12 protein-coding genes are annotated in these 14,614 nt (G+C 56.5%); 6 read left to right on the top strand and 6 right to left on the bottom strand.

Translation table 11 applies throughout. From position 1 onward, the window contains the following. Nucleotides 1-921, bottom strand: a 921-nt coding sequence (locus VGE80_RS22920) for a hypothetical protein (RefSeq protein ID WP_440594263.1), incomplete at its 3' end; no start/stop codon positions are given. 208 nt (nucleotides 922-1,129) lie between these two features. After that, a complete protein-coding gene (locus VGE80_RS22925; protein WP_373653692.1) occupies nucleotides 1,130-2,689 on the bottom strand; it encodes a hypothetical protein in 1,560 nt (519 codons plus the stop codon). A 303-nt stretch (nucleotides 2,690-2,992) separates the two neighbouring features. Here VGE80_RS22925 and VGE80_RS22930 point away from each other — a divergent pair, with 303 nt between their 5' ends. After that, a complete protein-coding gene (locus VGE80_RS22930) occupies nucleotides 2,993-4,270 on the top strand; it encodes a di-heme oxidoredictase family protein (protein ID WP_440594264.1) in 1,278 nt (425 codons plus the stop codon). A gap of 289 nt (nucleotides 4,271-4,559) precedes the next feature. Here VGE80_RS22930 and VGE80_RS22935 read toward each other — a convergent pair whose 3' ends face one another. Next, nucleotides 4,560-4,856: an FmdB family zinc ribbon protein gene (locus VGE80_RS22935; RefSeq protein WP_373653694.1), complete on the bottom strand. Its 297-nt coding sequence runs from the start codon at nucleotides 4,854-4,856 to the stop codon at nucleotides 4,560-4,562. A 206-nt stretch (nucleotides 4,857-5,062) separates the two neighbouring features. Then, nucleotides 5,063-5,686 carry a methionine-R-sulfoxide reductase gene (locus VGE80_RS22940; RefSeq protein ID WP_440594265.1) on the bottom strand — a complete coding sequence of 208 codons (624 nt, stop codon included), beginning with the start codon at nucleotides 5,684-5,686 and terminating at the stop codon, nucleotides 5,063-5,065. 666 nt (nucleotides 5,687-6,352) lie between these two features. Between VGE80_RS22940 and VGE80_RS22945 the strand changes: the two genes are divergently transcribed. The 3 genes from VGE80_RS22945 to VGE80_RS22955 all read left to right on the top strand — a co-directional run bounded on the left by VGE80_RS22945 (nucleotide 6,353) and on the right by VGE80_RS22955 (nucleotide 9,326). Then, nucleotides 6,353-6,721, top strand: coding sequence for a DNA polymerase ligase N-terminal domain-containing protein (locus tag VGE80_RS22945; protein ID WP_373653696.1), 369 nt, complete (start codon nucleotides 6,353-6,355; stop codon nucleotides 6,719-6,721). 297 nt (nucleotides 6,722-7,018) lie between these two features. After that, nucleotides 7,019-7,495 carry a tetratricopeptide repeat protein gene (locus VGE80_RS22950; RefSeq protein ID WP_373653697.1) on the top strand — a complete coding sequence of 159 codons (477 nt, stop codon included), beginning with the start codon at nucleotides 7,019-7,021 and terminating at the stop codon, nucleotides 7,493-7,495. 130 nt (nucleotides 7,496-7,625) lie between these two features. After that, nucleotides 7,626-9,326, top strand: coding sequence for a glutamine--tRNA ligase/YqeY domain fusion protein (locus tag VGE80_RS22955; protein ID WP_440594266.1), 1,701 nt, complete (start codon nucleotides 7,626-7,628; stop codon nucleotides 9,324-9,326). Between the two features lie 267 nt (nucleotides 9,327-9,593). Here the strand turns inward: VGE80_RS22955 and VGE80_RS22960 are convergent, their stop codons facing one another. Beyond that, complete coding sequence (locus VGE80_RS22960; RefSeq protein WP_440594267.1) at nucleotides 9,594-11,051, bottom strand: sodium:proton antiporter; 1,458 nt, start codon at nucleotides 11,049-11,051, stop codon at nucleotides 9,594-9,596. A 295-nt stretch (nucleotides 11,052-11,346) separates the two neighbouring features. On the opposite strand from VGE80_RS22960, the gene VGE80_RS22965 reads away from it, so the two are divergent. Next, nucleotides 11,347-12,822, top strand: a complete 1,476-nt coding sequence (locus VGE80_RS22965) for a neutral/alkaline non-lysosomal ceramidase N-terminal domain-containing protein (RefSeq protein WP_440594268.1) — start codon at nucleotides 11,347-11,349, stop codon at nucleotides 12,820-12,822. 171 nt (nucleotides 12,823-12,993) lie between these two features. Here VGE80_RS22965 and VGE80_RS22970 read toward each other — a convergent pair whose 3' ends face one another. Further along, nucleotides 12,994-13,752: an RluA family pseudouridine synthase gene (locus tag VGE80_RS22970; protein ID WP_440594269.1), complete on the bottom strand. Its 759-nt coding sequence runs from the start codon at nucleotides 13,750-13,752 to the stop codon at nucleotides 12,994-12,996. Between the two features lie 357 nt (nucleotides 13,753-14,109). Here VGE80_RS22970 and VGE80_RS22975 point away from each other — a divergent pair. Beyond that, on the top strand, nucleotides 14,110-14,614 hold a 505-nt coding region (locus tag VGE80_RS22975), incomplete at its 3' end, for an adenine phosphoribosyltransferase (protein ID WP_440594270.1).

Raw genomic sequence — 14,614 nt, forward strand, 5'->3', positions numbered from 1 at the left:
TCTCCAGGTCTCGTTGAATGGCGAAATCGTGCAGTGTTGCAGTGGTGCGACAACACCGATGTTCGATTCGACGTACGCCTCGGCTTGGCTGACGACCAGCACCGACTCCAGTAAAGGTGCCCCACCTGTATAAGGGATCCAGTCGTTCGATACCCTTCCATCCACGGTCACGGTGTATTCCGGATCCACCTTGAGAGCATCGCCGGGCCACGAATTGGTAAATTCCTGGTCCGGCCATTCCGCTTTCACCCGAAACAATTCAACGGTCATATTGCCGTCTTGTTCTTTCGCTGGCAGTTGGCGGGGACTCCAGCTCTGCAATCGGTCCTTGGGAACAGTATAGAAAATCTGCGAGCTTCCGAGCGTGCTCTTGTTACTGTTTAAAAGATCAACTTTCAGCGTCCCGGAGGATGACGGCATTTCCACGGCAAAACATGGCGGCAGGTCCAATGGTCTAAAGCCGGCAGGCAGGCGTCCGGAAGAACCGTGCATCTGAGTTAAGTCACCAGCCGTCCGCCACCCTCGTTCGTCAGTCAGAATCATCCAGAAGGGAGTTGCCTCTGATACCGGGCGTGACCAATCAAAAGTGTGCCAGAAAAGGATCATTGGCAAGGTTGTGCGAGACACAATATTGCGATTCGACACAGCAATTTGTCGATTAACCCGCGTCAGCCACTTATTGGCCCAGATTTCGGCCGACGTCAAGCCCCTCGGTGCTTTGTAGTAGGAATGTTCTTTACCGACTGTCGTCTTGTGAATTGTGAACTGACTTCGCTCGGGAAGTCTGATTATGGCGAGCGGCCTTTCCCAGATCATCTCTCTTCCGAGCAGCAGCAGACAGCCGCACCCGACGATCAGGAAAATTCGCTTTCGCCAACGGCGCCGAGTTCCTGAAGCGACTCCAGTTCCGTCATCCGTCATTGAGAATCCTTTCTTCTCGCCGTTGCGCCTCAGCCAGGCAAATGCAGGGGAGATCCCTGCGAATCACCCGAAGTGAGTGATTAACCAGCGTTACTTCGACTGCGGTGAGAGATTACGCTTCCATGACTATTTCGATGACTCATGGCCACAACTAATCCCAAGCGTGATCCGCACCTGGTAGAACACCACGGACGGCATATCGCTGAGCTCACTCAAATTGACGTCCTTGCCTCTGCGGACGGGGTGGAACAGCGGGGGGGGCCACTTCGAATGTAAAGTATCGAGCGTCCTGCAGAACGACCGTGGCATCGATCCGATCAATTTCGGGATAGGGGAGCTTCGCCACCCAAATGAGCAGGCCCTGGATGTGATAGAGATCCCCTTCCAACTCTTGACCGTTGCGTGATTTGATCATCACGCAGGGTGACCGTACTCCCATGTCCGTTACTGACATGACCAGATGGGGACACTGCGTTGTCAGATTGAGATTCACGGTCACAGGATTAAGAGAAGACCACGCGGAAACGGTACCAGGGGCCCGCGGGACGAAGGTTGACTGGATCGTGCCGTCGAGTCGGTTTCGTGTCAAAAGCGATAACGGTACCGTGTTGGGGTATGCAGTAATTGCTTCGCTCTCCGCAGCGTAAACAAAGGAACCATCCCTCCCGGCACCGAGCAATTTCAGACTCGGGCTGCCTGCAGGTGGAGGAGCGGTTGATTCTGCAATTGCAGCAATTCCCCCTTCGATTGAAATGTCTGAGAACACCTGAACGTACGCAGAATTATCTTTCTCGGGATTGCGACAAACCAGCGGAAGATGCAGCTTCCAGGCGGTCTGATAGGGCGAAATAGTGCACGAGTCCAAGGGGGCCACTCCCCCCAGGACCGATTCAACCGACGCGACAAGCTGCCCTCGTGCGTACCCGGACTCCAGCGCAGAAAGCTTTGTGGTGACGTACGTCCAATCCCTGGACTCTACGCCATTCACCTTGACGACGATTTCAGGAGTCACCGTCAGACTGTCGCCGAACCAGAGATCACTTTCGTCGCCAGACCAGTCGGCTTTCAGTCCTACCAGGGTGACAGTCAGATCCACGTCTTCCGCGACAGCGGGTAATACCCTCGTCGTTCGAGGCTCGTAGAACTCTGCGGGGACGGAATAGGCGAGTGAAGTACTGCCAAGAGTTCTTCCTGTCGAATTCAATAGCTCCAGTTTCACCTGAGGACCTGTGACAGGAGCTTCCATTGCAAATCGGTAAGGCTCCACCCGCGGGTGAGATGACACGGACGCTGTTTCCGCCTGATTGCGTAAATATTCAAAACCAGACAGGTTCGCAGACGTCCGCCAGCCATACTGGTCCGACAAGATCGCCCACGCGGGAGTCGCATCCGAATCGTCTGCAGCCCAGTCGAATTCATGCCAGACACAGACTGTGGTTGACTGACTATGAACGGTCACGCCTCGTTGATTTACCGGCAAAATTTCTCGACCGATGCGTGCCAACCATCCGTTCAAACGGACCTCTAACGAAGTCAGACCACTTGCAGCAGTCGAGTTGTAAGAGTGCAACGTCCCAACCGTCAGTTTGTGAATGCGGAAAGCCTTCCCATCGGGAAGGTCAACCTTACCGATGATGGCTTCGCTTGATGGCCACATGCCGAACCACAGCAGAAGCCCGCCCATCGCGACAAGCAAGATCCAGCGTTTCCAGAAGCGGCGTTCCGACGGGGCCTTTTCCGAACCCATATTTTCGTCGTCGCTAGCCATCGAGACTCCTTCCCCGACTTTGTCACGCCGCTGCTAACGTGCAAGAACTGACCCGCATGATCCATCGTGCAGTCGATATCAACGTTACCTTGAATCATGCCACCTGGCAATGACACGCCGTCTTTAGTCTTTTCACACACCATCTCATCGCTGCGAGTGCCACTGTCTCCATTTCCGCCCCGAGTGTCATTTTCTGCAAAAAGACTATTCCAATTCTGTCTTATTTCAGATATTTTGTCTCTACCTATTCCGGGCAGATCGTTCTACTCGATTCGCCTCACTCACCTCTCAGGAGCTCTTATCATGTTTCGCTCCGCTGGCATTCGCCCTCCGCAGACCGTGACACAGTATTGCTTTGCAGGCATCGCGATGGGTGCCATCTGGCTGGCCGAAAGTGCGGTTGTCGCCTGGTACTGCCAACCTACTGAAGCACAGATTGCGCATGGACGGGCACTCTTTGAACACAAATGGACCGAGAACGACCCCCTGTCGGGAAAGGGTGACGGATTGGGGCCCGTTTTTAACGCTACGTCGTGCGTCGAATGCCACTTTCAGGGGACGGTCGGGGGAGCGGGTCCTAACAAGTTCAACGTCAAAACCTTCGAAATCCTGCCAACGAAGAAGGAACCACTTCCTCTGTCGGGCGTCGTACATGCCTCAGCCGTTCGCCCCGATCTGCTGGAATCCGCCTCCACAGTGCGTCGCCACAATCCCATCGTCAAAAATGGCATGAAGGTGATCGGCGGCTGTCGGATCGACATCGTTGATTTCGATCCGATTCACTACGACACCAGTAATACGCCCGCGTTATTCGGAGCCGGGCAGATTGACAAGATTCGAGAAGTCGCCATTCGCGGGCAATCGCTGCGTCGATCCGTGACCAGTTTGACTCGGGAATTTGATCTCGACTTCAAATCAACCCCGACGGGTCGTGTGCGGATCCTTCCTGACGGGCGGATCGGAAAGTTCGGCTGGAAAGCCCAGTTTGCCACACTGAAGGAATTCGTCGCGGCCGCCTGTGCGGGAGAACTGGGGCTCTCGAACCATCTCCGGAAGCAACACGTGGCGCAGGAGTATCGCGAAGACACGGAAGCCGAACTCGATATGACCCGCCAGCAGTTCGCGGCCCTTGTGGCCTACGTCGAAACAATCCCTGCACCTCGACGGGAACGACCGAGCGATGCGACGCAGACGACGGTCGTCGAAAGGGGTGAAGCCCTGTTTTCGTCAGTGGGTTGCGCCGACTGTCACATTCCCGATCTGGATGGGATCCAGGGGATTTACAGTGACTTCAGCCTGCACAGCCTGACAGACGAAGCGAATGACGGATACTCCAAAGTCCCCGATGTTCCGTTGCCCGACGATCACCCGAAACTCAACGAATGGAAGACGCCGGCCCTGTGGGGTGTCGCCGACTCGGCCCCGTATTTTCACGACGGAGGATCGCCTGATCTGCCGACTGCGATTGAGCGGCATGGCGGAGCAGCACGGCATGTTCGCGAGAAATATCGCGCACTGCCTCAACCCGATCAGCAGGCACTCGTCTCATTCCTGAAGACGCTCAGGGCTCCACTTCCCTGATCCATTCCGGCGATGGCGGCCGCACGTTGTCGATCGGACAACCCTTTCTGCGGGATTGCGGCGTGCGGTCGATATCAGCCTGACGTGAATATCCCGACGTGAATATGAAGTGAAGGAAATGCCGGAGCTGCCGCGGTTCCGTTGGAATCACCTCCCCCGCAAAGTCGGGGCGAGGTGATTTCGTCATGGAAGAGGCTGTCCGTCGCGGGAAATGAGCCGTGATGCTCGGCACCGACCGGGACGGACTCAGTTCAATTCATTTCCTGGCAGCCTGCCCACGCTGTCTCGCTCAGAGGTTATCTCGCTTGATCAGATCAGGTCCATCCCCCAGCACCTTCTCATAGCTTCCAGTCGATGACTTCTGATACTTGGTGAAACCGAGTTTTTCCAGGTTTCGGTTGCTGATGTCCCCTTTGATGGGGCCTCCCATGGGACGTGGAACGCTGGCGGCCGAGATGATCCGTTCCACGGGCTGCCCCGTCTCCGGATGCGTGGTCAGCGGGGGCTCACCGATTTTCTGAAGAACTTCGAAGACCTGGCCATGCGAGCCATCGTCATTCACTACAGCATACTCATACAGCGGCATTTCTCATCCTTGGGTTCATCGTTCGCAAGTCAAAACAGGATAGACCGTATCAAAGGTGGAGTGACGAGTCTCGGTCAGTGGACTGGCCGAAACGGTCGATTTCTCATCGGATCTACTCAACCGAAACGCGTCCTCTGCAGTCTGACAGAGGACGCGCTGTGCATGTCGAACGAGTTGCACAGCGGTCCCGCCGGTCAGCAGAGGAATTACTTGGTACCAGGAGCAGCGGGCTTCTTGACGATCGTCGGTGGGATTTTGGCCCCCTCGGGATAAAACTTCATGGAAAGGGAGTTCACGCAGTGACGAGTATTCTTCTTCGTCATCCCCTCGCCGAGAAAGACGTGTCCCAGATGTCCGCCGCAGTTTTTGCAGAGGATTTCGGTCCGATCTCCATCGGCATCCAGCACCCGCTTAACGGCTTTGGGAATCTCATCATCGAAACTGGGCCAGCCGCAGTGGCTCTCAAACTTGTCCTTGGACTGATAGAGGGGTGCATTGCAGCGGCGGCAGACGTAGGTGCCGGGATCCTTTTTGTCCGTGTACTCGCCCGTAAAAGCGCGCTCGGTCCCTTTTCTCAGGATGATCCGTTGCTCTTCCCGCGTGAGCAGGTTGTATTCGGTTTGAACTTTTGGTTCTGCAGCGGTTTCGTCGTCCTGGTTTGCGTCCACAGTCTTAACCTTCTTTTCGGGCGTGGCGGAAGAAGTCGCTGAACCGGATTCCGCCCCTTTTTCGGGTGGAGCTCCGTTCACATTGTATCCCACACTCAACAGCCCGATGACGACCGCGACAAGCCCCACGGCCTGCACGAACTTCTGACTTCGCATTGGCATCGAAATGACTCCCTCTCCAGAACATACCACTCGATCCTCCAACTCGACAGGAGAACTCTTTTCAGAATCCCCCTCTCACCGCACGACCGATCATCGATCGCGGGCGAGCCACCCTCCAGTTGGCGTCATTCGTTCCGTCTCGTGAATGATCCCCCTGCCGCAATCACCTGGAAGCGTGATTCTCTTGTGAATCCTTCTGGCTCTCCGCAGCAGGGGTCTGACACTTCTTCACCCCCTCCAACTTCACTGGCCTCTGACACATCAGAATAATTCTACTCGATCCTTGGGTCATTGAATTGTATTCGAGTCCCTTTTTGTGGAAATGCATGTTCGACAGGTCTTCCCACATTTCCCCTGACGAAGAGGACTCCTCGCGTGCTCGTGTCGATGATGTCCATTCTACCGATTCACGTCACTTCCCTTGTAGAAAGGGGGTCCTTCTCCACCTCTCGGCAGCCTACCAGATCACAACAAATCAACCCAACCCATTTGCGCACAAAAGCTTGCGTGACACCTAAACCAAACTCCGAATACTTGTAACCGTCACATTCCCACAACCGTTTCGGGCATACGCCCTTGCCGATTGTGCGAGGCTCAGGAACACTTCTCCGCCAGCCGCCCCTGACCGCCTCGCTAACGCGAAGTCCCCTGCACGAGACTGATTCCATGCCCCGATTTGCGATCCTGATCCACGATCATCCGTTCCTGCACTGGGATTTTCTGCTGGAAGGGGACGAGGAGTGTCGGACGTGGAGGTTGCTGTCACCCCCGGATGGATCCTCTGATGAGATCCCGGCGGAAGCCCTGCCCGCCCATCGGCTGCTCTATCTGGACTACGAAGGTCCGGTGAGTGGTGGACGAGGGACGGTCACCCTCTGGGACCGGGGCGTGTTCACTTGGCAGATCAATGAGCCAGTCCACTGTGAAGTATGCCTGTCTGGCCACAGGTGGCGCGGTCTCGTTCGTCTGGAAAAAAAAGAGGACGACTCGTGGAGCGTGATTTTTGACCCGGAAATCGACGGACTGCGACACTAACCACCTGGACGTCGCCGTCTGTCGCATCCCCTTGCTCAAGCGGCAGACGTGAGTGGAAATGGGTGGATCTGGCGATTTCCCACCGTCATCAGCAGCGTTGCTGGTTTGGGAATCACCCACCGCATATGTTATGTAAAGAGTCGCCTGTCAGTCGCGGTCGTGGAATCCCACGCACCCGTTCGCCTTTCGTCAACCGGACGGCGGGGCGATCACGACGTTCACCGGGCGCGTCGTCAGGAAAAATCACAAGCCTCAGCGTGCGATCCGCTCACTCCGTCACAACCAGAATCAGCCCTCATGCCGAAGTTGCCGCCTGATATCCGAATGATGATCGATCAACTCTGCCAAAAGGGGGACAAGTTCGCGCAGATCGATCAGCTTCACGACGCCCTCGATCAATACGAGGCGGCCTGGGAGCTGCTGCCAAATCCCAAGCAGCAGTGGCCAGCGGCCACGTGGATCCTGATGGCGGCTGGTGACATCTATTTCACACACCGGCATTTCGGCCCGGCCAGAGACGCACTTCGAGAAGCCCTCGACGCACCGGGGGGAGAAGACAACGAATTTCTCTGGCTGCGGCTGGGCCAGAGCCTGTTCGAGCTGGGCGACCTGAACGGTGCCGCGGCGGCTCTGGAGACAGCGTGGCATCTGAATGGTGAAGAACTGTTCGTCGATGAAGACCCCAAATACCTCACTTTTCTGAAAACGCAACTGGGGCATCTCAGAAGTCAGTCGGGGCCAAAATCGAGTCGATTCAACCGGCCATTACAGTAAATTGCCAATTGACGACGTGAAGCAGGCGCGGCTACAAGTCTGTCAGATCTGTTGCTGATTTCATCCTAGTCTGCATGCCTCATGATCGCCCGCGGTGAGGTCTGCCGAGTTCCAGAAGAAACGATTCGTCATGTCCACGGAAGAGAATTCCTCCTCAACGACGCCGACCAATTTTATTCGCGACCTGATCGATGCCGACAACGCGTCAGGACGGTTCGGCGGACGAGTCCACACCCGCTTTCCTCCCGAGCCGAACGGTTATCTGCATATCGGCCACGCCAAATCCATCTGTCTGAATTTCGGGCTGGCCATCAAGTACGGCGGTAAGTGCAACCTTCGTTTTGATGACACCAATCCCACGAAGGAAGACGTCGAGTACGTCGAATCGATTCAGGACGACGTTCGCTGGCTCGGTTTCCAGTGGGACAACCTGTTCTACGCCTCCGATTACTTCGAAACGATTTACCAGTACGCCGAAAAACTGATCGAGAAGGGCCTGGCCTACGTCGACAGTTGCTCGACCGAAGAGATTCGCCAGATGCGCGGCTCGCTGACGCAGCCGGGAACGCCCGGGCCGTACCGTGACCGGACCGTGGAGGAAAACCTGGACCTGTTCCGACGGATGCGAGCGGGCGAATTTCCGGACGGAGCACATGTGCTGCGAGCCAAAATCGACCTGGCGCACACGAACCTCAATATGCGGGACCCCCTGCTCTACCGGATTCGGCACGCCGAACACCATCGGACCGGGAAGGCGTGGTGCATCTATCCGTTGTACGACTTCACCCACGGCTACAGTGATTCACTGGAGCAGATCACCCACTCGATCTGCACGCTGGAATTCGAGAACCATCGTCCGCTGTACGATTGGTTGATTGATGTGCTGGACCTGTACCACCCGCAGCAGATCGAGTTTGCCCGACTCAACCTGACTCACATGATGATGAGTAAGCGGAAGCTGCTGGAACTGGTCGAAACCAAAGCGGTTTCCGGCTGGGACGATCCCCGCATGCCGACCATCGCGGGGATTCGCCGCCGGGGCTACACCCCCGCCGCCATGCGGGCCTTCTGCGAAGGAATCGGGGTGACCAAGTTCAACGGCCTGACCGAGATCGTCGTCCTCGAGAATGCCGTCCGGGCGGATCTGAACAAGACATCCAACCGCGTCATGGCGGTGATCAATCCGCTGAAAGTCGTCATCGATAACTATCCGGATGACCTTGTTGAAGAAATGGAAGCGATCAACAACCCGGAAGATCCTTCCGCTGGAAGTCGCCTGGTGCCGTTCTCGAAGACGCTCTACATCGAGCGGGACGACTTCATGGAAGACCCGCCGAAGCAGTTTTTCCGATTGTCACCCGGCCGCGAAGTTCGGTTGCGCTGGGGCTATCTGGTCACCTGCACGAGTGTGGTGAAAGATCCCGCCACGGGCGAGGTCACCGAAGTTCACTGCACCTACGACCCAGCCACCCGCGGAGGGAACGCGCCGGACAATCGCAAGGTGAAATCGACCATTCACTGGGTCTCTGCCACACACGCGGTGAGCGCCGAAGTCCGGCTTTACGACCACTTGTTCTCGATTGCGAATGTTGCCGACATCCCCGAGAACGAAGACTGGAAGGACTACCTCAACCCCAAATCGCTGGTGGTCGTTCCTGATGCCAAGCTGGAACGTTCCCTCTCAACGGCGAAACCCCTCGACCGGTGCCAGTTCGAGCGGATCGGCTACTTCTGTGTCGACAAAGAATCGACGCCGGAGAAACTGATCTTCAACCGCACGGTCACCCTGAAAGACGACTGGGCCAAGATCCAGAAGAAGCAGGGTAAATGAAGTTTCAGCCCCAAGGCTGAACTTCCGATTCGATTTCAACGGGGAGTGGCGGTGGAAGAAAATTCTTCCCGCCACTCCCTTTTTTTACGCGTCGATTGCATGGCAATACATCAGGCTACGCGGCTTCCCACCACCCGTGAAAAACGAGCCACCATCGACGCGGAGATTCCTGAAGTAGCAACTTCGACGGCCACACCGGCACGGCGTGGCCTGTCGCGGCCCCCTCAGCTGAGTCGATTGTCGGTTCGATCCCGCCAGTCACTGCTCTCAACCACGGAAGAACAGGAATGTGACGGCCACAAAAATCGGAATCAGGATCCCGCCGGAATACAGCATGTATCCGAAGAAGCTGGGCATTCTCACGTTATTTTCTTCGGCAATCGCTTTCACCATGAAGTTGGGGCCGTTACCGATATAAGTATTCGCTCCCATAAAGACCGCACCACACGAGATCGCTGCCAGAATCTTTGCCGTCTCAGCCGCTTCCGGCAGATTCAGGAAGTGATGCAGATAGCGTCCCTGCTCGGCATCGACGCCGTACATCCCGCAGGCAGTCACCGCAAAGGTCAGATAGGTCGGTGCATTGTCCAGAAAGCTCGACAGGACTCCTGTCGCCCAGAAGAACTCGGCAGGGGAATCGACCCCCAATGTCTTTCCTTTGACATTTAATATTGCCAGTGCAGGGATCATCGTAATGAAGATCCCCGCGAACACGACGGCGACTTCGATGATAGGCCCTAGACCGAACCGATTCTTCTCGCGAGTGGCCGACGACGTCATCAAATAGCAAAGCAGGGTTGTCAGAGTCATGAGAATCTCTTGCACGCCAAACGGCCAGCCGTCACCGCTTCCCGGCAGGAACTTCTCGAAGAACTCTTTCCCATAGCCCTGACCCGAACAGAAGATGATCGCGACGATTGCCGCGAGCCCCAGGAAGTTATGGGCTCCTTCAATACCGAACGGCTCTTTCTCAACGGGCGTCTCTAAATCTGCCTGCTGTTCCGGTGAAGGGGCTTCGAGTCGAATCGCAATGGAGTCCCATAAAAAGAAGATGACAAGCAGCACCGCATTCACAAAGGCCCACTCCGGTAACAGTCGGAACGTCCAGGTGAAAGGGACCCCTTTGAGGAACCCGAGAAACAGCGGAGGATCCCCCAGGGGAGTCAGCAGGCCGCCGCAGTTGGAGACAACGAAGATGAAGAACACGACAATATGAGTGACGCGGGTCCGTCGCTCATTCGCTCGCAGCAAGGGACGAATCAGCAGCATCGAAGCCCCGGTCGTTCCCACAAAACTGGCGATCACCGCCCCCAGTCCCAGAAACAACGTGTTCACGAAAGGAGCCCCTTTCAGGGACCCCTTCACATAGACGCCGCCGCTGATCACAAACAGCGACCCCAGCAGAACCAGGAATGAGAGATATTCCTTACCCGAATGCTCCATCGCCTCGAGACCGCTATGACCGAAGGTCATCAGGTAGGCGATCACCGGCAATCCCAGGACGGCAACAATGATTCCCTTGTTCCGATTGTGTTCCCACCAATGAGGATTCATGAGCGGGAACAAGGCAATGCATAATAGCAATAATGCGAATGGCGCGACCGCTGCCACATTCATCAGTTCGCCCAGCTTTTGAGGTGGATGATCACCCGCCGGGGTTTCGGCCGCCAGGGCGGAACTGAAGCACATTGAAAGAACCAGCAGCAGAGTGATCAGGAATCTCATTGGCGGTGAATTCGTTAAAGTGCACGAAAGAATCAGTCGGTATTCCGGCGAGCGCATCACATTCAATCCGAAGATTTCGCTCGTGTCGAGTCCGGTTAGTCGTGCCTCGAGTGGATATGAGGAGAAGACCTTGCTCGGGGGGCTCTACTGGTCAGCCCGACACCCCAAGGGCCCCCGCATAATGGAAAATCGTCAGGAGCCAGGAACGAGGATTGTTGGTAACTTAGCTGCCAGCCAATAGCGTGGATTGAGCTGTCTGCCACAAACTGACCACAGACGAAAGAATTCATTCTTCATGAAAAAGCGATCCTGTCCGACTCCTGAAGCGCGAGTTCGATTTGGCTTGGGAGTCGTTGATATTACCCCTCCGATCGGAATCTATCATCGGATGTTCGGAGCGGCCGCACATGATCGCGCCAGCGGAATCCATCGCCCGCTGCAGGCTGACGTCATCGCCATCGGTGGAGTCGATCAGGATCGTCCCGATTTTATCCGTGTCGTGCTCGATCATTGTGGCTTCGTCGGCAGCCAGCACCGGGAGTTCATTCGCCGTGTCAGCGAGGCGGCGAATCTCCCTGCCGAGCAGGTCGTCGTGGGTTACTCGCACACCCACTCCGGCGGCTGGTACACGCCCGATCGCTTCGGCCTGGCAGGGGGTGAACTCATTCCTGCCTATCTGAGTAAAATTGGCGACCAGTTGGCCGCAGCAACCAGATCAGCAATCGCGGACATGAAAGTCAGTCATCTCTCGTACGCCACCGCACGCTGCACGCTCGCGGCCAATCGGGACTACTGGGACGAAGACTTTGGCCGCTTTGTCTGTGGTTACAATCCCGAGGGAGTTGCTGACGACACGGTGACCGTGGCTCGAATTTCGACTGACGAAGGCTCGCTTCGCGCGGTGCTGGTTCACTATGCCTGTCACCCGACGACGCTCGGCTGGGAAAACAGCCTGATCAGCCCCGACTACATTGGCGCCTTGCGCGAAACCGTCAGCCAGGCGACCGGCGTCCCCTGCGTCTACTGGCAAGGGGCATTGGGAGACCTGGGGCCGCGTGTCGGTTTCGTTGGTGACGTCTCGGTCGCAGACCGAAACGGCCGATTACTGGGATTTGCCGCATTGTCCGCCCTGGAGTCCATCGGACCTTGTGAAACGGAGTTCCAGTACGCGGGCCCCGTCATCTCGGGAGCCACTCTCGGGACCTGGAGATATGTCCCCACAGACCCGTCACGCCGCGAGCGCCAGGCCCGTGTGAGCGGCACTCGTCGTACCATTCCGTTTCCACTGAAACCGCATGACGACCCGGAAACGCTGGAGCGGGAACGGGTGAAAATGGAGGACCTCGCTGCACAGGCCCATCAACGAGGTGACGTGGTCGCCGCACGCGACTGTCGGGCTAAGGCGGAACGTGCCAAGCGAGCTCTTGGACGGTTGGCCAATCTTCCCCCCGGCGACACCTATCCTCTTTCGGTATCAGTCCATGTCGTCGGCGAATCGGTCTGGATCACTTCAGGAGGCGAACCGTATCAGGTGCTGGCGAAAGAATTGAGAACCCGCTTTCCCCACCTGACCGTCCTGTACTCTCCTCTGGCGGATGGGGTGGAAGTGGGATACCTGCTGCCGGAAGGGGAATATGGAAAAGGCCTCTATCAGGAAGAGCCGACAATCCTCCCTCGGGGCAGTCTCGAAGTCCTCCGCGACACACTCATTCAAAAGGTCGAGAAGTTGCTCGAAGAGAGTTCCCTTCAGACCTCCTGTGCACAGCCCTGACATCACCGAAACAATCTGCCGTGAGAATCGGGTTCGAGTCCCCGCTGCCGCCGTGGAGTCACTGGCACTCTCGCGACCGTGGCTGCAAACGGCGTGATCGAAGCCGTTCTTCGGAAAGCCGGAGGCCGATTCGCTGAGCTGAACCACGTCAGCGAATGTACGATGACAATCTTACAGACCACGCGGGATGACGAATCCATATTCCGACCAGTGTCGCGGAAGTGGAGCCTCCAGACGAATGTCGTCATAGCGAACGGGATGCTTCAGAACGAGGCGCCACGCGTGCAACCCAATCGGCGAGACCTGGGGGTTGTAGTCGCGACCAGCCTCGTCAGTCAGCACCGCACCGTATTGTTTGTCTCCCACAATGGGCCACCCGCGTGAGCCAAACTGGACGCGGATCTGATGCATCCGGCCTGTGTGCAGTTCGATCTGCACCAGGGCCCGCTTTCCCTTGACGGCGATGACTTCATAGTCCAGCACCGCCTGCTTGCTCCCCTCTGTCCCTCTTGAGACGACCGAGACGTGTGCCGCCGTGGCATCTTTTAATAACCAGTCGGTCAAAGTTCCTTCCGTTGGCAAAGGAACCGACTCGACAACGGCGAGATACGTCTTACGGATGGATCGATTTCGAAACTGCTCGGCCAGGCGGTCGGCCGCTTTGGAGTTTTTCGCGAAAACAACCACTCCCGAGACCGGCCTGTCGAGCCGGTGCGGAACCCCCAGATACACGTTCCCCGGTTTGTGATGCTGCTCCTTCAGATACTGCTTGACCAGCCCTTCCAGGGATGCCTGGGCATGCGGTACCCCCTGCGTGAGCAATCCTGAGGGTTTATTCAGCGCAATCAGAGGACCATCTTCGCGCAGAATCTCGAGCCTGGGGACACGTGCGCCACTGCCAGAATCAGATGAGGGGAGATCAGAGGACATCAGTGGCACCTTGCAGACGAGTTCAGGGGTAAGACGCTTTTCCCGCTGAGTTCGTCAAAATCGGATGGAGATCACAGGAATCGGTCGTCGCAAATAATCGGCAGAGTGTATGTGACCCGTTGCCGAAGACAACTCCACTTGCCGAAGACAACGCCATGGGGTGACGTCACCAATTCGTATGGTCATCGGGGTCGAATCCTGAGACGATAAATCGAGCAGGACGTTTTCCGCCCTCAACACCGACTCCATCGAGACAATCTCTGTTGCTTTTCAAACGGGATTTACGGAGATTCTCGGAGTCCGGTTTGAATTGACCATTCACCAATTTGCAGCCCACGAGCTTGAAGGAAGGCGTTTGTGAACCTGAAAGAGTACATTCGGAACGTGCCAGATTTTCCTAAGCCCGGAATCATGTTCCGCGACATTACCCCCCTTCTTTCGGCACCGGCTGCGTTTCAGTATGCCATCAAGCAATTTGCTGACAAATTCCGCGAGGCGAAGCCCACCGCAATTCTGGCGGCCGAGTCGCGAGGTTTCATCTTCGCCGCACCGCTCGCCGTAGAACTGGGAGCCGCATTCGTCCCCGTCCGGAAACCGGGCAAACTTCCGTTTAAGACCCGCAAGTTTCAATACGATCTGGAATACGGCAGCGACTCGCTCGAAATGCACGTAGATGCCATCGAACCCGGTAGCCGCGTTCTGCTGGTCGACGATCTGCTTGCCACCGGTGGTACGATCGAAGCCTGTGTCCGTCTGGCCGAAGAAAGCAAAGCCTCTGTGATTGGCTGCGCGTTTCTCATCGAACTGAAATTCCTGAATGGTCGCGACAAGCTGAAAAACCAGGATGTCTTCAGTCTGCTGA

This window comes from Schlesneria sp. (assembly GCF_036405755.1).
GTDB classification, from domain to species: Bacteria; Planctomycetota; Planctomycetia; order Planctomycetales; family Planctomycetaceae; genus Schlesneria; species Schlesneria sphaerica.